Source organism: Acidocella sp. KAb 2-4 (genome assembly GCF_020567705.1).
Lineage (GTDB): Bacteria > Pseudomonadota > Alphaproteobacteria > Acetobacterales > Acetobacteraceae > Acidocella.
This window is the reverse complement of sequence record NZ_JAJDJU010000030.1, coordinates 1-19,209: the sequence shown is the minus strand read 5'-3', so window position 1 is coordinate 19,209 and position 19,209 is coordinate 1. Positions and strand designations below refer to the sequence as shown.

At 66.6% G+C, this 19,209-nt stretch carries 13 protein-coding genes, 1 tRNA gene and 2 pseudogenes; 3 read left to right on the top strand and 13 right to left on the bottom strand.

Annotated elements, in window-relative coordinates:
* The 5 genes and pseudogenes from LI953_RS13850 to secA form a co-directional block, all read right to left on the bottom strand.
* Positions 1-2,906, bottom strand: a 2,906-nt coding sequence (locus LI953_RS13850; RefSeq protein ID WP_227076686.1) for a DNA methyltransferase, incomplete at its 3' end; no start/stop codon positions are given.
* A 56-nt stretch (positions 2,907-2,962) separates the two neighbouring features.
* Positions 2,963-4,096, bottom strand: a complete 1,134-nt coding sequence (locus LI953_RS13845; protein ID WP_227076685.1) for a Fic family protein — start codon at positions 4,094-4,096, stop codon at positions 2,963-2,965.
* A gap of 342 nt (positions 4,097-4,438) precedes the next feature.
* Positions 4,439-4,515, bottom strand: a tRNA-Arg gene (locus LI953_RS13840).
* Positions 4,516-4,565: 50 nt separating this feature from the next.
* A pseudogene (locus tag LI953_RS15625) lies at positions 4,566-4,682 on the bottom strand (SEC-C metal-binding domain-containing protein); the annotation flags it as partial.
* A 63-nt stretch (positions 4,683-4,745) separates the two neighbouring features.
* A pseudogene (secA, locus tag LI953_RS13835) lies at positions 4,746-7,286 on the bottom strand (preprotein translocase subunit SecA); the annotation flags it as partial.
* A 168-nt stretch (positions 7,287-7,454) separates the two neighbouring features.
* On the opposite strand from secA, the gene LI953_RS13830 reads away from it, so the two are divergent.
* Both LI953_RS13830 and argJ read left to right on the top strand, forming a co-directional pair.
* A complete protein-coding gene (locus LI953_RS13830; RefSeq protein ID WP_227076683.1) occupies positions 7,455-8,330 on the top strand; it encodes a peptidylprolyl isomerase in 876 nt (291 codons plus the stop codon).
* Position 8,331: 1 nt separating this feature from the next.
* Positions 8,332-9,564 carry a bifunctional glutamate N-acetyltransferase/amino-acid acetyltransferase ArgJ gene (gene argJ, locus LI953_RS13825; protein WP_227076682.1) on the top strand — a complete coding sequence of 411 codons (1,233 nt, stop codon included), beginning with the start codon at positions 8,332-8,334 and terminating at the stop codon, positions 9,562-9,564.
* 3 nt (positions 9,565-9,567) lie between these two features.
* Here argJ and LI953_RS13820 read toward each other — a convergent pair whose 3' ends face one another.
* The 8 genes from LI953_RS13820 to LI953_RS13785 all read right to left on the bottom strand — a co-directional run bounded on the left by LI953_RS13820 (position 9,568) and on the right by LI953_RS13785 (position 18,259).
* Complete coding sequence (locus LI953_RS13820; RefSeq protein ID WP_227076681.1) at positions 9,568-10,128, bottom strand: NADH-quinone oxidoreductase subunit B family protein; 561 nt, start codon at positions 10,126-10,128, stop codon at positions 9,568-9,570.
* Positions 10,128-11,495, bottom strand: coding sequence for a nickel-dependent hydrogenase large subunit (locus LI953_RS13815; protein WP_227076680.1), 1,368 nt, complete (start codon positions 11,493-11,495; stop codon positions 10,128-10,130). Before LI953_RS13815 ends, LI953_RS13820 begins: the two co-directional genes overlap by 1 nt.
* Positions 11,492-12,940 (bottom strand): proton-conducting transporter membrane subunit, encoded by a 1,449-nt coding sequence (locus tag LI953_RS13810; RefSeq protein ID WP_227076679.1) that lies wholly within the window; start codon positions 12,938-12,940, stop codon positions 11,492-11,494. The genes LI953_RS13815 and LI953_RS13810 overlap by 4 nt, the downstream gene beginning before the upstream one ends.
* Positions 12,937-13,596, bottom strand: a complete 660-nt coding sequence (locus LI953_RS13805; RefSeq protein ID WP_227076678.1) for a hydrogenase-4 component E — start codon at positions 13,594-13,596, stop codon at positions 12,937-12,939. The genes LI953_RS13810 and LI953_RS13805 overlap by 4 nt, the downstream gene beginning before the upstream one ends.
* Positions 13,593-14,558, bottom strand: a complete 966-nt coding sequence (locus tag LI953_RS13800) for a respiratory chain complex I subunit 1 family protein (RefSeq protein ID WP_227076677.1) — start codon at positions 14,556-14,558, stop codon at positions 13,593-13,595. Before LI953_RS13800 ends, LI953_RS13805 begins: the two co-directional genes overlap by 4 nt.
* Entirely contained in the window at positions 14,558-16,222 is a 1,665-nt protein-coding gene (locus tag LI953_RS13795; RefSeq protein WP_227076676.1) for a proton-conducting transporter membrane subunit, read from the bottom strand. The genes LI953_RS13800 and LI953_RS13795 overlap by 1 nt, the downstream gene beginning before the upstream one ends.
* Positions 16,223-16,337: 115 nt before the next feature.
* A complete protein-coding gene (locus LI953_RS13790) occupies positions 16,338-17,318 on the bottom strand; it encodes a malate dehydrogenase (protein ID WP_227076675.1) in 981 nt (326 codons plus the stop codon).
* A gap of 71 nt (positions 17,319-17,389) precedes the next feature.
* Complete coding sequence (locus LI953_RS13785) at positions 17,390-18,259, bottom strand: diacylglycerol kinase family protein (RefSeq protein WP_227076674.1); 870 nt, start codon at positions 18,257-18,259, stop codon at positions 17,390-17,392.
* 180 nt (positions 18,260-18,439) lie between these two features.
* On the opposite strand from LI953_RS13785, the gene LI953_RS13780 reads away from it, so the two are divergent.
* Positions 18,440-19,209 (top strand): UDP-2,3-diacylglucosamine diphosphatase (locus LI953_RS13780; protein ID WP_227076673.1); only part of this gene is annotated, 770 nt, incomplete at its 3' end.

The window sequence follows — 19,209 nt, the reverse complement described above, 5'->3', positions numbered from 1 at the left end:
AGTCCATTCTCCATCACCTGCCGCTCCTTCGCGTCCAGCCCTTCCACGCCTTTCTGACGGATGGCTTCACGCACGTTGTAGAGGCCGGTGAGGGTGAGGTTCTTGCCCTTGTCCGCAAGAACGGATTTGCGGTGCGCGTCCAACTCCTCCGCGATGGCCCGGATTTTGACCCGTTGCGCTTCCGTGGCGTTGGGGAAGGGGAACGGGTCGAAGCATTGAGATTTCACATAAACAGGGTCATTCCCTACCCCCAACCATCCACCCGCTCGAAGCGCCCAAACGGTGTGAATCTGCGATGACAGCACGCCAAGGTGAAAAGCGTCGCCAGAGCCAACATTAATTAACTTGTTGTCAGGTAGAATTGATATATCGAGAAACTGAAAAACCCGATGCTTGGTGGTTTCCACTGTGGCGATGTAGCGGGGCAGTCCTTCAAGTGCGGGCCGAAGCTCCTGGCGCGGTTTTCCGAACAGCCACCATAATTTGAGATATGCCTTGGCATCCGTAGTCGGGGACCTGTCGCATTGCTCCTGGCGTGGCCCCTTCACCATTAGAAGGAGGTGCTGATAAACTTCTGGGAAACGTACCCGGACCTCATCTTCAGAAAGGCCGAACAGGTCGATAACCATGACGCCCCTAGCGTGCGCCGTCAGGTCACGGCCATTCCGGTAGTCGCGGATATGTTCTTCAAGCCCGGTGCGTTTGCCAAGGCCAAGCTCTGCTGCCTTTTCCGGGGAAACGATGAAACCATCCCCATGTAGCTTGACGCCGGGGGAGCAAAGTCCCGCATTGGCCTTCAATTCCTTGGTGCGGGTGATGTCCACGCCTACGGTTAAATCCGCATTGATCGCACCGCGCGCCTGGGAAAACCTGATAACCGGCGCATCGGTATCTAGCCCGGATTCCTCGATGGTTTCCTCTAACAAGCCCTCTTTCTTGCCAAGCTCCGCAACTGTCATGGCGATTCTGACGGCGGCTGAATCCGGCAGAGCCTTTGTCCATGGATGATCGGGAATCGCATAAACCAGACTTACCGGCTTACGCGCGGTCAAATGCCGCTCCACCACGCGGCGCTGGAAAACTTGGGTGATGGAGTTTGTGGTCACAAAGCCAAAACGGCGAAGAGGCGAGCCTTTATGTGCCAGCAAGGTGGCGGCATGGTCCCACCAGTACATGACGAAATCGGCACTGTCGTTCATGTCCTCGTGCGCAGCCCAGAGGGCTTCCGTGTATTCATCCCCCAGCCGCGCGCGGATATCCTTGCCCCCGATAAAAGGCGGGTTGCCGACTATAAACTCCGCCTCCGGCCATTTGGGGCGCTTGGGACGGGTGCCGGAATTGTCCAAAACAGCGTCCACCCGCACGATGTTCTTGAAGTCGCGCAAGATCGGCTCGCCGGGGAAACCGCCCTTTGTGCGGAGGTGCCATTGCAGGTAGCCAATCCACAGCACTAGCTCCGCGATGCCCGCCGCGCGTGGGTTCAACTCCAGCCCGAGAAACTGGTGCGGGTCCACCGTAGCGCCGGTAAGTTCCGCCAGCTTTTGCTGCGCGCCGAAATTGAACAGCGCGTCCAGTACCTCACCCTCCAGCCGCTTCAACAATTCGAGTGAGACGTAGAGAAAGTTTCCGGTGCCACAGGCGGGGTCCAGAATCCGCAATCTGCACAAATTTTCATGGAAGGCCTGGATGGTGGCGATGGCGTCTTTTTCACGCCCCTCGTTCTGCTGGCGCTCCGCCGTGGCAAGCGCCTGGTTCCACTCCACCCGTAAGGGTTCGATGATCGTGGCCACCACAAGCCGCTCCACATAAGCGCGGGGCGTGTAATGCGCGCCAAAGGATGCCCGCTCCTTCGGGTCAAGCGCCTGCTCCAGCAGCGTGCCGAAAATGGAGGGGTCAACCTCTTTCCAGTTATATCCTGCGGCCTTGCGAAGCGCCGTGATTTGCGCGGGTTGCAGAGGCAGCACCTCGCGTTTCTTGAAAAACGCGCCATTAAAGCGGCGGACCTTCTGCTTGATGGCGAAAGCAAACTCGCCCTTGTCCATCGCCTCCCATAGCTGCTCCACCATCGGCACGAAGCTAGCGGGGGTCTGCTCGCACTCGGTCAACAGGGCTTTGAAGGATTCCTCCGGCAGAAGCTCCGTGTCCTCAGCGAACATGGTGAACAGGCAGCGCATGAGGAACATGGCCACGCGGTCGGGCTTGTAGCCCTCACCCTCCAGCGCGCGGGAAACGCTGGCAAGTTCCTTGGCGATGTCGCGCGTCACCCTGGCGGTTTGCAGGGCGGGGTCCAGCGCCTTCGGGTCGGTCCAAATAAGCCGCAGCCGGTCGCGTATCTCCGGGCGGCGGAGGTCGTCCATCGTGATGCGGAAACCCTGGCGGTCGGGGAATTGAGCGTAATTCTTGCCCTGGCCGGAGAAATCGGCCCGCGCCTCGATCACCCGCCCCACGTCGCACACCAGGATGAAGGATGGCCAGCCGTGCTCCACCGGCAGGGCGCGGGCATAAGCCTCCGCCTGGTTGCGGGCGTTCATCATCATCACGTTGGAGGCGTTGTCCTCCTGCTTCTTGGAGCGGCGGGAAGGGGTGTCACCGGAGAACAAATCCCCCTGTAGCGCCTTGGCAGCCCCCTTCAGGCGGGACTGCTTGGCCTCCAGCACGAAGCAGCCTCGCTTGTAGAGGTCGATGCGGCCATTGCTGGCGGTGTCATCCTGGCCGATGAGCTTCACCGCGCGCTCGAAAACGTAATCGTTTTCCGCCGTGGTGGCTTGGGCTGGGTCTGGCCGGGGTGCGCCGATGATGTCGCACAGCTCGGAGAGGAAGAGGGCGTAATTGGCCCGCTCGGCCCCTCCCTCCTGGCCTTCCCAGCGGTGGATGAATTTTTCAACCGGGTCAGGCGTTTGGCTCATGCCGGGACGTTAACGGGATTTTATCCCGTGTCGCAACCGGCCCGGTCGTAAGACCCTTACACCTTGAGTAGGTCTAAAAGAGGGTCAAAGGCATACATCGCGGCTCGCCGCCCCGATGCGGGTTCAATGACCCGAAGTAACCCAGCTTCAACGAGGCGACGCGAAAACGTGCGGGCCGATGTGGCGGGGATGCCGGACCTATCAACAAAACGATCATTGCGGAAAATCGGGCTGGCAAATACGAAATCGAGGGCTTGGTCGTGGTATTGGGAGTTCAGTTCTTCGCGGAACCGCTCTCGCATGACCGTATAAAGCTGGAAAATCGCGTCCGCCGTGCGGATATTGACGCTGGCTTGCTTATGTAGCGCGTGCAGGAAGAAGCCTACCCAGCCAGTCCAATCGCCAGATGCTGAAACCTCCCGCATTCGCTCGATATATTCGTCCTTGTGCGTCTCGAAGTAGCCTGACACAAAGAAATTGGGCTGGCTCAAGACCCTCAGCTTCCAGAGCATCAGCGTGATGAGCATCCGTCCGATACGGCCATTACCATCCTCAAACGGGTGCAGCGCCTCGAATTCCACATGGGTAATCGCCGTTCGGACAAGTGGCCGGAGCGGGCTTTCATTCATAAAGTGAACCAACTCAGCCATTGCAGGCGCAAGTTGCTCCGGGGCAATCGGCACATAGTAAATCTTCCCGCGCCCGTTATCGCCAATATAGTTCTGCTCGATTTTGTAGCTTCCGGGACGCTTATGTGCCCCCCGCCCGAAGGAGAGAAGCTGCTGGTGGGCAGTCCGAATCAGGGCCTCACCCAGGGGAAAGCCGTCCGCGAGAGCCTGTTGAGCGTTACGCATGGCGCGAGAGTAAAGGAAGGTCTCGACATCATCGTTTCGAGCCTCCCGGTAGGGGTCTGCGCTACCCGCGTCCTCCTCGGCCTCAAGCCGGTACACCTCCTCGATGGTGGAGATGGTCCCCTCCATGCGGGATGATGTCACGGCGTCTTGGCGGCGCAACGGAGCAAGGAAAAGCTCGGCGTTCACCATTCCAGACATCTTGGCGTCATAACGGGCCAGGGATGCCGCCGCTTCTTCGAGGGGGCCAAGAAGGGCCTCGTAATCGAGCGTTTTCGGTGGAAAGGCTCCGGTGTGATAAGTTACAGCATCCGATAAATCAAAGGGCTTGATAGCCATATACGAGCCTATTCTGTCGCCAAATCAGTTTGACGCCACCCTAGTGTCGTCTAATCACGTTGACAACAGAAAATAGCTCTATTCAGTCGCCAAGCTGATTTGATGTTGGCGTAGTATCGTCAAATGTCATTGATAACGGAAATTTTCTAAATTCTGTCATCAAAAAATGACCCCGTGTGCCTACCCATTACACGGACGACAAGACGCTGTTCCTCCCGTGGAACTGCCTCGTGCGACGCCAAGGACGAGGGGTAAGTGGAGGGTGATTTTTGCGGCTGCTGCCTATGTGCTGCCTGTTTTGAAATTCAGGCTGCGGGAGAGCGTGCTAAGCCATTGAAAACCTGGCGGACCCGGCGCGATTCGAACGCGCGACCTTTGCCTTCGGAGGGCAACACTCTATCCAGCTGAGCTACGGGTCCTTGCCGCCGGGTTTAGCCGTATTCCCGCCCGGCTGCAACGCCGGGCGCGGTCAGATTTTTCCGTGGCAATATTTATACTTCTTGCCCGAGCCGCAGGGGCAGGCCGCGTTGCGGGGGGTGGCGCCCCAGGTTTCGGGGCGGGCCGGGTCTACTTCGTCCTCGCGGTAGGGGCGGGCGCGGTCGCTCTCATGCACCACCGGGTCGGCGAGCGCCATTTCCGGCGCCATATGGCCGGGCAGCGGGTGGCTCTCCTGCATCTGCACCGGGGCGGGCGGCGGCGGCGCGGCGGGGGTCTCGGCGGCGATCACATGCGCCAAGGTGCCGCTCACGCGCTCCTTCAGCTCCTCCAGCATGGCGGCGAACATGGCGAAGGCCTCGCGCTTATACTCGTTCAGCGGGTCGCGCTGGCCATAGCCGCGCAGGCCAATCCCCTGGCGCAGATAATCCAGCGCCAGCAGATGCTCCTTCCACACATGGTCGAGCGTCTGCAGCAGGATCGATTTCTCGACATAATTGGTCAGCTGCTCGCCGAATGTCTCGGCCTTGGCCTTGGCCGCCTCAGCCGCCGCCTGTTCGATGCGCTCGCGCAGATGCACCTCGTCGATGCCCTCTTCCGCCGCCCACTCCGCCACCGGCAGCTCTAGCGCCAGCACGCGCTTGATGTCCTCGGCCAGCTCCGCGCTCTGCCATTGCTCGGCAAACGCCTTCTCGGGGATACGGTTGGCGACCAGCGCGGCGATCACATCCTCGCGCATTTCGGCAACGATATCCGACACGCTCTCGGCGCTCATGAACTCGCGGCGCTGGGCATACACCTCCTTGCGCTGGTCGTTCATCACATCGTCGTATTTCAACACGTTCTTGCGCATGTCGAAATTACGGATCTCGACCTTCTTCTGCGCCTTCTCCAGGGCCTTGTTGATCCAGGGGTGGATGATCGCCTCCCCCTCCTGCAGCCCCAGGCGCTGCAGCATCCCGCCCATCTTGTCGGAGCCGAAGATGCGCATCAGATCGTCTTCCAGCGACAGGAAGAAGCGCGACGCGCCGGGATCACCCTGGCGGCCCGAGCGCCCGCGCAACTGGTTGTCGATGCGCCGGCTTTCATGGCGCTCGGTGCCGATCACAAAGAGCCCGCCCGCCGCCTTCACCTTGGCGTGGTTGGCGTCGATCTCGGCCTTCAGCGCCACCGGGTCCACCCCCGGCTCCAGCGCCAGGCGCATCTCGTAATTGCCGCCGAGCTTAATGTCGGTGCCGCGCCCGGCCATGTTGGTGGCGATGGTGATCGCCCCCGGCGCGCCGGCCTGGGCGATGATCGTGGCCTCCTGCTCATGGAAGCGCGCATTGAGCACGCTATGCCGGATCTTGCGCTTCTTCAGCAACTCCGCGATCAGCTCGCTCTTCTCGATGCTGGTGGTGCCGACCAGCACCGGCTGCCCGCGCCCCTGGCATTCCTCGATCAGCTTGATCACCGCCTGATATTTCTCATTGGCGGTGCGGTACACCTCGTCATCCTGGTCGTCGCGCGCCACAGCCACGTTGGTCGGGATTTCCACCACCGAGAGCTTGTAGATCTGCTCGAACTCGTCGGCCTCGGTCATCGCCGTGCCGGTCATGCCCGCCAGCTTGGGGTAGAGGCGGAAATAATTCTGGAAGGTGATGGAGGCCAGCGTCTGGTTCTCCTGCTGCACCTGCACCTTCTCCTTGGCCTCCAGCGCCTGGTGCAGCCCGTCGGAATAGCGCCGCCCCTCCAGCATGCGGCCGGTGAACTCGTCGATGATCACGATCTTGTCGTCGCGCACGATGTAATCCACATCGCGGGCAAACAGCGTGCGCGCACGCAGGCTCTGCTGCACATGGTGCACGATCGAGACATTGCCGAGGTCATACAGCCCGCCCTGGGCCAGCACCCCGGCGGCGCGGAGCATCTCCTCAACGGTCTCGGCGCCCGGCTCCGTCATCGTCACGGTGCGGGCTTTTTCGTCCTTCTCATAAAATTCATGCTTGCGGTCCTCGCCCACCCGGCCGCGGGCCAGGAAGGCGGCCACCACCTCGTCCACCTGGGCATAGAGGGCGGTCGGCTCGTCCGAGGGGCCGGAGATGATCAGCGGCGTGCGCGCCTCGTCGATCAGGATGGAGTCCACCTCGTCCACAATCGCGTAATGGAACGGCCGCTGGACCATGTCCTCCAGCCGGTACTTCATGTTGTCGCGCAGATAGTCGAAGCCGAACTCGTTATTGGTGCCGTAGGTGATGTCGGCGGCATAGGCCTCGCGGCGGGCGGCCTCGTCCAGCCCCGGCACGATCACCCCGGTGGACATGCCCAGGAAGCCATAAACCTGCCCCATCTGCGCGGCGTCGCGCCGGGCCAGGTAGTCGTTCACCGTCACCACATGCACGCCCAGCCCGGTGAGCGCGTTGAGATACACGGCCAGGGTGGCGACCAGCGTCTTGCCTTCGCCGGTCTTCATCTCCGAAATCCTGCCGTCATGCAGCACCATGCCGCCGATCAGCTGCACGTCGAAATGGCGCATCCCGAGCACGCGCCTGGCCGCCTCGCGCACCACGGCGAAGGCCTCGGGCAGCAGGTCGTCCAGCGTCTCCCCGGCGTCCAGCCGGGCGCGGAAGGCGGCGGTCTTGCCGCGCAGCGCCTCGTCGTCGAGCGCCGCGATCTCGGGCTCCAGCGCGTTGATGGCGGCGACGCGGCGGCGATACGCTTTCAGCGCACGGTCGTTACTAGTGCCGAGGACGGCGCGGGCGATGCGGGCAAACATGCAGGGCGGAATCCGCTATTAGAGATAGGAAATCTGCTCGTTCACATAGTCGCGGGGGGGTAACGGGTCAATTCAGCCCTCCGGCGCGGTCCGCCCGCCGGGCCAGTCTTGCCGCTCTTCCCGCTTTGCCGCATAGGAAGCGCACCATAAACCGAAGGTTCCGCCCGTATGCGCCGTCACACTTTGCGTTCCCTGCTCACCGCCGCCACCCTGCTCGCCGCCCCGGCCGCCCTCGCGCAATCCGGCTCCGCCCCGGCCCCGGCCGACGCCAACCCGGTGGTCGCCACCGTCAACGGCATCAAAATCTACATGAGCGACATCCAGGCCGACGCGCAGAACGCCCCGCCGCAGGTGCAGCAGCTCCCGCCCGACCAGCTCTTCCCGCTGCTGGTCAACCAGGAGATCGACCGCAAGGCGCTGCTGATCGCCGCACAGAAGGAAGGGCTGCAAAACAACCCGGACGTGGCCAAGGCCATGCAGGCCGCCGCCAATATCCGCCTCGAAAACGCCTATGTGCAGGAGCAGGTCGCCCCGCAGGTGACCGATACCGCCGTGCAGGCCATTTATAACCGCGACTACGCCGGCAAGCCCGGCCCGGCCCAGGTCGAGGCCCGGCACATCCTGGTCTCCACCCAGAAACAGGCCGAGGACATCATCGCCCAGCTCAACAAGGGCGCCGATTTCGCCAAGCTGGCCGAGAAATACAGCATCGACCCCGGCGCCAAGAATGGCGGCGAGCTCGGCTGGTTCTCGCAGGATGAGATGGTCCCGGCCTTCGCCAACGCCGCCTTCGCGCTGAAGCCGGGCCAGTACACCAAGGCCCCGGTGCAAACCCAGTTCGGCTGGCACGTGATCCTGTGCGAAGGCAAGCGCACCGCGCCGACCCCGGCGCTGGCCGACGTCTCCGACCAGATCAAGCAGAAGCTGGCCGACCAGGCGGTGCAGAAAGTGCTCGACCAGGCCCGCAGCCAGGTGAAGATCCAGACCTTCGACGCCGCCGGGGCGCCCGCCGCCGCCCCCGCCGCGGGCAGCCAGTCCAAGTAACATGGCTGGCGCGCTGCCCGTCTCGCCGCTGGCGCTGCCGCTGCCGGCCGAGCTGCCCCCCATCGCCGGGGTGCGGCTCGCCACGGCGCAGGCCGGCATCCGCTACAAGGGCCGCACCGACGTGCTGCTGGCCGAATTCGCGGAGGGCACCACCGTCGCCGGTGTGTTCACCCGCAATCTCTGCCCGGGCGCGCCGGTCACCTGGTGCCGCGAGGTGCTGGAAGGCGGCCTCGCCCGCGGCCTGGTGGTGAATGCGGGCAACGCCAACGTGTTCACCGGCGCCGCCGGGGTGCGCGCGGTCGAGGAAACCGCCCACGCCGCCGCCGCCACGCTGGGCGCCACGGCCAACACCATCTTCCTCGCCTCCACCGGGGTGATCGGCGAGAAATTGCCGGCCGAGAAGATCGTCGCGGTGATGGACGAGCTGAAGGCCAATCTCGCCGCCGACCGCTTCGCCGAGGCGGCGCGCGCGATCATGACCACCGACACCTTCCCCAAGGCCGCCACGCGCACCGCGCGCATCGGCGGGGCGGAGGTGCGCGTCACCGGCATCGCCAAGGGCAGCGGCATGATCGCGCCAGACATGGCGACCATGCTGAGCTTCATCTTCACCGACGCCGCGATCCCCGCCCCGGCCCTGCAAGCCATGCTGGCCAAGGGCGTGGACGGCACCTTCAACTGTGTCACCATCGACTCCGACACCTCGACCTCCGACACCGTGCTGCTCTTCGCCACCGGCCAGGCGGGCAACGCCCCCACCGAGGACCCCGGCCAGCTCGCGGATTTCCGCCGCGCGCTGCACGAGGTGCTGCACGAGCTGGCGCTGCTGGTGGTGCGCGACGGCGAGGGCGCGCAGAAGCTGGTGACGATCAATGTCGAGGGCGCGGTCTCGCACCATTCGGCCAAGAAGATCGCGCTCGCCATCGCCAACTCACCGCTGGTGAAAACCGCCATCGCGGGCGAGGACGCGAATTGGGGCCGCATCGTCATGGCCGTGGGCAAGGCCGGCGAACCGGCCGACCGCGACAAGCTCGGCGTCGCCGTGGGCGGAGTCTGGATGGCCAAGGCCGGCGGCGTGGTGCCGGGCTATGACGAAACCCCGGTGGTCGCGCACATGCAGGGCCGCGAGATCGAGATCACGGTCGATATTGGGCTCGGCGAAGGCCGCGCCACGGTTTGGACCTGCGATCTCACCCACGGCTATATCGACATCAACGGCTCCTACCGGAGCTGAGGCTTATTCCGGCGGCAGCCTGGGCGCGCGCCTGGGCTCCCGCCGCTTCGGCAATGCCGGCAGCGGCGCCTGCGCCTCCACCAGCGCCAGCAGCCCCTGCACGATCTGCGCCGGGCTGGGCGGGCAACCCGCGATCACCAGATCCACCGCCACCACGCCCCCGGCCCCGCCAGCAATGGCGGGCGAGCCCTTGAACACCCCGCCATCCACCGCGCAATCGCCCACCGCCACCACCAGCGCCGGCTCGGGCATGGCGGCGCGCGCCTGGGCCAGCGCCTCGCGCATGTTATGCGCGGCCACCCCGGTCACCAGCAGGATATCGGCATGGCGCGGGCTGGGCGTGAAGCTCAGCCCGTATTGCGTCAGGTCATAAACCAGGTTCTGCGTCGCCCGCAGTTCCAGCTCGCAGCCATTGCAGCTGCCAGCCGACACCACGCGGATCGCCAGCGAGCGCCCGAGCGCCGAGGCGCCCACCCGCTCGCGCAGCGTCTTCACCAGCGCCGGGTCGGCCTGCCGCGCCGCCGGAGCGCGGGAGAGCAGATGCTGCGCCACGGTCTTCCACATTACAGATCCACCCCCGAATAGGACGCGTTGATCGATTTGTTGATGAGCGGGAAATCGGCCAGGATCGCCGTCGCCGCCGCGTGCTCGACGAGCGGCCAGTGCAGCGTGCTGGGGTCGGCGATGAACACATCGGCGATCACGCCGGATTCGATGCGCAGCCAATACCACACCGGCCCGCGGAAGCTCTCCGCCGCGCCCACGGCCGCGCCGCTGCCCGCTTGCGGGGCGATGGCGATCGGCGTTTCCGGCAGGCTGTGCAGCATGTCGCGGATCAGGCGGATGCTCTCGGGGATCTCGGCCAGCCGGATGCGGATGCGCGCGGCCACGTCACCCTCCTGCTCCACCGGCACGAACAGCGCGAAATTGTCATACGGCGCGTAGCCCGGCAGCAGGCGCGCATCATGCGTCTGGCCCGAGGCGCGGCCGGCATAGCCCCCGGCGGCATAGGCCGCGGCCAGGGCGGGCGGCACGATGCCGGTGCCGACCACGCGGTCCTGCAAGCTGGCGTAATCCTCGAAGATGCGCTTCAGGCTGGGCAGCTCGGCCTCCAGCGCCGTCAGCGCGTCCAGCACCGCCGCCGCGCCGCCCGTGGAGATATCGCCCGCCACACCGCCCGGAATCACCGCGTCCATCATCAGCCGGTGGCCAAACGCCGCCTGCGCCGCCGCGCAGAGCCGCTCGCGCGCCAGGGCGAAGCGGGCATCGAGAAAGGCGAACCCGGCATCGCCCGCGATCGCCCCGATATCGCTGGTATGGTTAGCCAGGCGCTCCAGCTCCGCCATCACCGCGCGCAGATACACTGCCCGCGCCGGAACCTCGAGGCGCAGCGCCGCCTCGGCGGCATGGGCGAAGGCGCTGGCATGCGCCACCGTGGCGTCGCCCGAGACGCGCGCCGCGAACCGCGCGGCGAGGCGCGGCGATTTGCCGCGGATCAGCCCCAGCGTGCCCTTATGCGTGTAGCCGAGCCGGGCTTCGAGCTTCAGCACCGTCTCACCGCGCACCGAGAAGCGGAAATGCCCCGGCTCGATGATCCCGGCATGGATCGGCCCGACCGCGACCTGATGCACGCCCTCCACCTCGGGGGATTTAAATTCCGGCCACGGCCCGGTGCCATCCGCCGCGCGCCCGTGGTCGATGGCCGGGCGGGTATCGGTGGCGCCGAGCGCGGTATGGCCGTTGAGGTCATGCGCCAGGCGCTGAAACCACGCCGCGCCGGCATGGGACAGGGCAGGGTAGGCGCCATCCACCAGCTCCACCGCCACCAGCTCGCCGGGCTGATACAGCGCATAGGCGTGGCGCGCATCCGTCCACAGCGCGATGAACCGCCCGCGCCGCGCCACCCAATCCTCATGCGAGAGCAGAATCATTGCAGCGCCTCCGCCATGTGCGAGAGCAGGTGCACGGGCAGCGGCGGCATGGCGAAGGCCAGCACCACCGCCAGCACCAGATGCAGAGTGACGAGATGCGTCTCCAGCGTGGCGCGGCCGGGCTTGGTGCGCACCGGCGCCGGGCCGAACACCAGCGGGCCGAGATTGCGCAAGATCGCCACCGCGCAGAGCAGCAGCCCCAGCCCCAGCGGCAGCGAGGCCCAGGGGCTGCGCTGGATGGTCTGGCTGATGATGATGAATTCCGAGGCGAACAGCCCCGAGGGCGGCAGGCCGGAAAGCGCGAACATCGCCGCCCCCAGCACCCAGGCGGTGTATTTATTCGAATAGATCAGCCCGCGCAGATGCGAGAAACCGTAATGCCCCGGCGCGGTGGAGCCGCGCAGCGCCGCCGCGCGGATCAGCACCTGCAACAGCGCCGATTTGATGAGCGTGTGCAGCAGCATATGCAGCAGCCCGCCAAACACCGCCGCCGCCCCGCCAATGCCGAAGGCGAAGGCGGCGACGCCGGAATGCTCGATGGAGGAGAAGCCGAAGAACCGCCGCGCGTCACGCCGGCGCGAGAACGAAAACGCCGCCAGAAACAGCGAGGCCAGGCCCAGCGTGAGCAAAAACGGCCCCGGCGGCAGCGCCGCGCCCCCCGCCGTGAAATTGGCCTGCAACAGATGGCGGAAGCGCAGAATGGCGAGCAGCGCCACGTTCATCAGCGGGCCGGAGAGGGCGGTGGTGAGCGGGGCGGGGCCCTCGGCATAAGCGTCCGGCAGCCAGCCCTGCAGCGGCGCTAGCGCCGCCTTGGTGCCATAGCCGAACAGGATGAACACGAAGGCCAGGGTGAGCAGCGAGCCGTCCATCCCCGCCGCATGGGCGGTGAGCGCGCGGAAGCTCATGGCCGCGAAGCCCGGCCCCAGCGCCGGCTGCGCCGCCAGATAGACCAGCATGGTGCCAAACAGCGCCAGCCCGATGCCGACGCCGCCGAGGATGAAATATTTCCACGCCGCCTCCAGCGCCGAGGGCGTGCGCGGCATGCTCACCGCCAGCGTGGCGGCGATCGTGGCGCCCTCCACCGCCGCCCAGAGCAGGCCGATATTATCGGCATAGAGCCCGAGCAGCGTCGCCCCCAGCACCACCTGGCACATGGCGTGATACACCCGCCAGCGCCGCAGGCTGAGGCGCGGCTCGGCCTCGCGCACATAATAGATGTTGGTGATCGCGGTGGTCAGCCCGGTGAAGCCGGTGATGGCGCCGAAGATCAGGCCGAGATCATCGGCATGCACCAGCCCGGCGCCGGGCGCGGCGAACACTGCCAGGGTGAGCGCGAACACCAGCCCGGCGAGCACCGCATTGGCCTGCGCCCCCTGGCGCGGCGAGCCAAACAGCCCGAGCAGCGGCGCCGCCAGCAGCGGCAGGAAGATGGTGAAGAGGATCATCGGCCGCGCCTCTCGATCTCTTCCAGCCCGGAGAGGTCCAGCGTGTCGAAATGCTCGCGGATGCGGAACAGGAACACCCCGACCACCAGAAAGGCCAGCAGCACCAGCAGCGCCACCGAGAATTCCGCCACGAAGGGCATGCCCGGCATGCCGATGGCCGCCAGCACCAGCCCGTTTTCGGTGGAGAGGAAGCCGATGATCTGCGCCAGCGCGTTGCGCCGCGTGGTCATCACCAGCAGCCCGAGCAGCACCACCGAGAGCGCGATGGCCAGATCCTCGCGCGTCAGCGACACCGCGCTCAGCGTGCTCGGCAGCACCACCAGCACCGCCACGCCGATCAGCCCGACGCCCAAGATCATCGACATCACCACCGGCATCGCCGTCTCCACGGCGCGGATCATGTTGAAGCGCAGCACGATCTGGCGCAGCCCGATCGGCAGCAGCACCGCCTTGATGCCCAGCGTGATCAGGCCGGTGAGGTAGAGGTTCACCTCGTGCTGGGCGAAGCCCTGCCAAAACGCCGCGGCCGAGAGCACGAAGGCCTGTAGCTGGTAAATGGTGATCATCGCCGCCAGCCGCCGCTGCGAGAGCAGCGAGAAGCCAAGCACCAGGATGATGCCGCCCATCAGATGCGCGAGCGAGAAGGTGAGGTTCATGCGCCGATCCTCGCCGCCACGAACAGGAAGATGCCCGCCAGCATGCCCAGCAGCATCGCCACGCCGAGGAATTCCGGCACCCGGAACACGCGCATCTTGGCGCTGGAGACCTCGAACACCGCCAGCGCCGCGGCCATGGCGCCGAGCTTGAGCGCCCAGAGCAGCAGCCCGCCGGGCCAGGAGAGGATGTCCGCCGCGCGGGCCATGCCGAAGGGCAGGAAGATGCTGCCGATCAGGCTCATCCACAGCGCCAGGCGCAGCATCGCGGCGTAGTTCAGCAGCAGCAGGTTGCGCCCGGAATATTCGAGCAGCATCGCCTCATGCACCATCGCCAGCTCCAGATGGCCCGAGGGATTATCCGTGGGGATGCGTCCGGTTTCGGTCAGCCCCACGGCCAGGATGGCGGCGAGCGCGAAGCCGAGCGAGACCGAGATGCCAATATGCTGGGTAGCGAAGGCGAGGGCGATGCCGTCCACGGTGACAGTATGCGCCAGCAGCCCGAAGCAGAGCAGCACCACCAGCAGCGCCCCCTCGGCGAACACGCCATACAGCGCCTCGCGCCACGCCCCGGCGCCGCCGAAGCCGGAACCCGCCTCCAGCCCGCCGAGCATGGTGGCGGCGCGCGCCAGCCCGAGCAAGCCGAGAATGGTGATGAGGTCGGAGAGCGGCGCGGTGAGCAGCCCGGTGCTGAAGCCCGGCACCAGCATCGCCGCCACCGCCAGGGCCAATACCCCCGCCACCGGCCAGGCGGAGAAGAGCTGGCTCGCCGTGTCGGGCGCCAGCGTCGCCTTGCGCAGCAGTTTATAAAGGTCGCGATAGGGCTGCACGAAAGCCGGGCCGCGCCGCCCGAGCGCCCAGGCGCGCAGCGTGCTCACTACGCCCATCAGCAGCGGCGCGAGGCCGAACATGAGCGCCGCATGCAGCAGCGTGGCGAGCAGCCGAAGCAGCAAGGTGAGCAGCATCAGCTACCCTCCCCAAGGCCGAGCGCGAGCAGAAACACGACCAGCGCCGCGAACACGAAGGCGAGACGCTGGCGGATGGTGGCGCGGCGGATGCGCTCGGCCAGCCGCACGCCCCGCGTATGCAGGCGTTGCAGCGGTGCCAGCAGGAAGGCCTCGGCCGGGTCCGCGCCGCCCGGCGCGAGCAGGCCGCGCCCGATGGCGCGCCCGATCGGCTCGGCGAAGCCGGTGGCGGAAGGCTGCGCCGCCGGGTCGCCAAAGGGCAGCCAGGGCGGCGCCTTGCCGAAGCCGCCATTCCAGGCCGCCACCTCGCGCGTGCCGCGCACGCCGTAGCGGCGCAGCGCCAGCCAGCCAGCCCCGGCCACCAGCCCGGCCAGCACCGCCAGCGAGAGCGGGGCATAGGCCAGGGGCGGCGTTTGCGCCTGCGGGGCGAGTTCCAGGATCACCGGCGTCAGCAGGTTCAGCACCAGCCCGGGCAGTAGCGCCACCGGCACGCAGAGCGCGCCCAGCAGCGCCATGCCCGCCAGCGGTCCGCGCCGCGCCTCCTCGGCCGCCGCGGCTTGCAGCGTGCGCGGGCGGCCCAGAAAGCCGATGCCGAACAGCCGCACCGCCGCGCCCAGCGCCAGCGCCGCGCCCACGCCCAGCACCGCCAGCAGCGCGGTGAAGCCGATGCGCGCGATGATGCCGCCCGACCCCGCCGCCGCGATGGCCGCGTGCAGGAGCAGGAATTCCGGCGCGAAACCCGGCCCGAGCGGCATGGCCGACATGCCCGCCGCCCCGGCCAGCATCAGCAGCCCCAGCTTGGGCATGCCGCGCACCAGCCCGCCCAGCCAGTCCAGCGCCGTGGTGCCGACCCCGTGCTTCACCTCGCCCGCGCCGATGAACAGCAGCGGCTTATACAGCCCGTGCGCCACCGCATAGAGCAGCGCCGCTTGCAGCCCGAGCCCGGCCATGGTGGCGTCGTCCATCGCCTTGCCGCGCAGCGCGATGCCCAGCCCCACCGTGATCAGCCCGACATGCTCGACCGTGGAACAGGCCAGCACCGTTTTCAGCTCGCCTTCCAGCATCGCCCGCAGCGCGCCGATGAGCACCGAGGCCGCGCCCGCCGCCACCAGCACCCCGCCCCACCAGGGCTGCGCGGCCGGAGCCAGGACCACGAAGGCGTAGCGGATGATGACATAAAGCGCGACCTTGACCATGCCGCCGGACATCAGCGCCGACACCCCGGCCGGCGGCGCCGGATGCGCGCGCGGCAGCCAGAAATGCAGCGGCGCCAGCCCCGCCTTGGCCCCGGCCCCCAGCACGATGAGCAGAAACGCCAGCGGCCCGGCGGGCAGGAACACCGCCGGGATCAGGCAGGCGGCGGAAAAAATAGCGGTGCCGACATAGAGCGTGGCGGGTTTCTGGTCGCCGCGCAGCACCAGCAGCCAGGAGGCCGCGCTCATCAGCTCGAAGCCGAAGATCAGGGTGAAGGCATCCGCCGCCGCCAGGGCCAGCCCCATGCCCAGGGCAAACACCCAGAAGGTGACGGATTTGCGCATCCCCGCCATCGCCCCGGCCACCACCTGCGGCAGCAGAATGCCCAGAAACAGCAAAGACAGCGCGTCGAGATGCAGGTGCATCCCCTGGCCCGGCAGGCCGACATAAAGGGCGAAGGACGGTGTCACGCCGGCAGGCTAGCAAACCCGCCCCCGCGCCGGGAAGCGCGCGGCCCATAAAAACCCGGCCATGAAAAAAGGGAGCCCGCGAGGGCTCCCTTTGCCGTGACAACCGGAAACCGGCTTACTTCAGCAGATCGGCGACCGCCGCCTGCTCCTCGAGCAGTTCGTTCAGCGTGTGCTGGACGCGGCCCTTGGAGAACTCGTCCATCGCGATGCCCTTGACGCGGACATATTTGCCGTTTTCGCAGATGCAGGGCACGCCGAACATCACATCCTCGGGCACGCCGTAATCACCGTCGGAGGGCACGCCCATGGAGACCCAGCGGCCATTGGAGCCGAGCACCCAGTCGCGCACATGGTCGATCGCGGCATTGGCGGCGGAGGCGGCGGAGGACAGGCCGCGCGCCTCGATGATCGCGGCGCCGCGCTTGCCGACGGCGGAGAGATAGGTGTCGCGGTACCAGGCTTCGTCGTTGATCACCTGCGGCATCGGCTTCCCGGCGGCGGTGGCGTTACGGTAATCGGCATACATGGTCGGGGAGTGGTTGCCCCACACGGCCACCTTCTCGATGTCCTTCACCGCCACGCCGGACTTCTCGGCCAGCATGGAGACGGCGCGGTTATGGTCGAGGCGCAGCATCGCGGTGAAGTTCTCCTTCGGCAGATCCGGGGCCGACTTCATGGCGATATAGGCGTTGGTGTTGGCCGGGTTGCCGACCACCAGCACCTTCACGTCGCGTTTGGCGACATCGTTCAGCGCCTTACCCTGAACCTTGAAGATCTCGGCATTGGCGGCGAGCAGGTCGCGGCGCTCCATGCCCGGGCCGCGGGGGCGCGAACCGATCAGGATGGCGATGTCCACGTCCTTGAAGGCGACGCGCGGGTCATCGGAGGGGGTGACGCCAGCCAGCAGCGGGAAGGCGCAGTCGTTCAGTTCCATGATCACGCCGGCCAGCGCCTTTTGCGCCTGCGGCAGGTCGAGCAGGTTCAGGATCACCGGCTGGTCCTTGCCCAGCAGGTCGCCATTGGCGATGCGGAAAAGGATGGCGTAGCCAATCTGGCCAGCGGCGCCGGTGACGGCAACGCGCACGGGGGTTTTCATGCCTGGAACTCCTTATATTGGGCACGCTTCCCTTAAAACTTCACGGGGCGAGGTCAAGCCCCGGCGCGGTCTCAGCCGACGATCAGGGAGAGCGGGGCTTCGGCGTCGTAAAGCGCCAACGGCGCGGCCGGCAGCGCGTCGCCGTCGCATTGCGCCATGATGGGGGCGTTGCCCAGGAATTCGACATGCCTGCCCGGCACGATGCGCACCCCCGGGCAGCGCGGCAACCGCCCCAGCGGCAGCGCCGCCCCGGCGCGCAGCGCGGCCAGCGGGCCGGGCTGCTCAAACAGCACCACCTGAAACCCCGGCGCGCCGGGGTCGGCCCCGGGCGCCAGCAGATACGGCCCGCCATAGAGCCGCCCCTTGCTCACCACCACGCTCGCCGCCTCATAGGGCGCGCCATCTATGCGCAAGCGCAGCGGCGGGAAGCCATAGGTGAAGCTCTCCCACAGGCTCTGCCAGACATAGGCGCCGCGGCCGCAAACGCGCTTGAGCAGCGGCGGCAGGCCATGCACCACCGCGCCGTCAAACCCCAGCCCGGTCATCTGCACGAACAGATGCTCCCCCTCCGGCAGCCGGGCGAGGCCGGGCCAGAGCGGCCGGGTGCGCCGGTAGGCGAGCATATTGGCCAACGCGCGCGGGCTGGCGGGCAGGGCGTATTCCTTGGCCAGCACATTGGCTGTGCCGAGCGGGATCACCCCCAGCGCCGTGTGCCCGCCGCGCAGCCCGTTGGCCACCTCGGCGATGGTGCCGTCACCACCGGCGGCCACCACCATGTCCCGCCCCGCGCACGCCGCCGCGCGGGCGATCTCGGTGGCGTGGCCGGGATATTCGGTCTCCACCACCTCCAGCTTCACGCCATTGCCGGCCAGCACGTCCAACACCCGCCACAGCCGGGCCACACGCCGCCGCCCGGCCATCGGATTAAAGACGATCAACATCAAGACATTCCCCCGGCTGTCAGCGGAACCGTGCCTTTTGCCGCATGACCGTGACCGGCGCATGGCAATCGGGTGACGGCCGCGTGACAATCGCGCCACCCGCCGGTTTTGCGATTCTTTTGCCCGCGTCACGGAATCTTCACTGTCATCGGCCCGCCGGTCCGGACTATCCGCCAAGGCATGACCGCAACAGGGCCGCGCCGCGACATGGAAAAAACCCCTTACCGCAGCGTGTTCATTTCGGACACGCATCTCGGCACCCGTGGCTGCCGCGCTGAATTCCTCGCGGATTTCCTCAAATCCATGACCTGCGAAAATCTGTTCCTGGTCGGCGACATCCTCGATGGCTGGCGCCTGAAACGGACCTGGTACTGGGACCGCTATCACGACAAGGTGCTGCGCCGGGTGATGAAGCTGGCGCGCGGCGGCACCAACGTGGTGTATGTGCCCGGCAACCACGACGAGATGCTGCGCAAATACGTGGCGCTGGGCATCGAGATCGGCGGCGTGAAGATCCAGCGCGAGGCCGAGCACACCACCGCCGACGGCAAGCGCCTGCTGATCGTGCATGGCGATGATTTCGACTCCGTGGTGCGCCATGCCCGCCTGCTCGCCCTGCTGGGCGACTGGGCTTACACCGTGGCGCTGGGCGTGAACCGCTATTTCAACATCGTGCGCAACCGGCTCGGCTATCCTTACTGGTCGCTCTCCGCTTGGCTGAAACTGCAGGTGAAGGAGGCGGTGAAGGCGATCGACCGCTTCGAGACGGCGCTGGCCGACCACGCCAAGGCCCGCGGCTTCGACGGCGTGGTCTGCGGCCATATCCACCATGCCGAGATGCGCATGGTGAACGGCGTGCTCTATCTGAACGACGGCGACTGGGTGGAGAGCTGCACCGCGCTGGTCGAGCATCCTGACGGACGGCTGGAACTGGTGGACTGGGTGGCGCG

Coding starts and splice junctions, on each gene's coding strand:
- LI953_RS13845 (WP_227076685.1), bottom strand. CDS start 4,096: ATGGCTATCAAGCCCTTTGATTTATCGGATGCTGTAACTTATCACACC.
- LI953_RS13830 (WP_227076683.1), top strand. CDS start 7,455: ATGCGCCGTCACACTTTGCGTTCCCTGCTCACCGCCGCCACCCTGCTC.
- argJ (WP_227076682.1), top strand. CDS start 8,332: ATGGCTGGCGCGCTGCCCGTCTCGCCGCTGGCGCTGCCGCTGCCGGCC.
- LI953_RS13820 (WP_227076681.1), bottom strand. CDS start 10,128: ATGTGGAAGACCGTGGCGCAGCATCTGCTCTCCCGCGCTCCGGCGGCG.
- LI953_RS13815 (WP_227076680.1), bottom strand. CDS start 11,495: ATGATTCTGCTCTCGCATGAGGATTGGGTGGCGCGGCGCGGGCGGTTC.
- LI953_RS13810 (WP_227076679.1), bottom strand. CDS start 12,940: ATGATCCTCTTCACCATCTTCCTGCCGCTGCTGGCGGCGCCGCTGCTC.
- LI953_RS13805 (WP_227076678.1), bottom strand. CDS start 13,596: ATGAACCTCACCTTCTCGCTCGCGCATCTGATGGGCGGCATCATCCTG.
- LI953_RS13800 (WP_227076677.1), bottom strand. CDS start 14,558: ATGCTGCTCACCTTGCTGCTTCGGCTGCTCGCCACGCTGCTGCATGCG.
- LI953_RS13790 (WP_227076675.1), bottom strand. CDS start 17,318: ATGAAAACCCCCGTGCGCGTTGCCGTCACCGGCGCCGCTGGCCAGATT.
- LI953_RS13785 (WP_227076674.1), bottom strand. CDS start 18,259: ATGTTGATCGTCTTTAATCCGATGGCCGGGCGGCGGCGTGTGGCCCGG.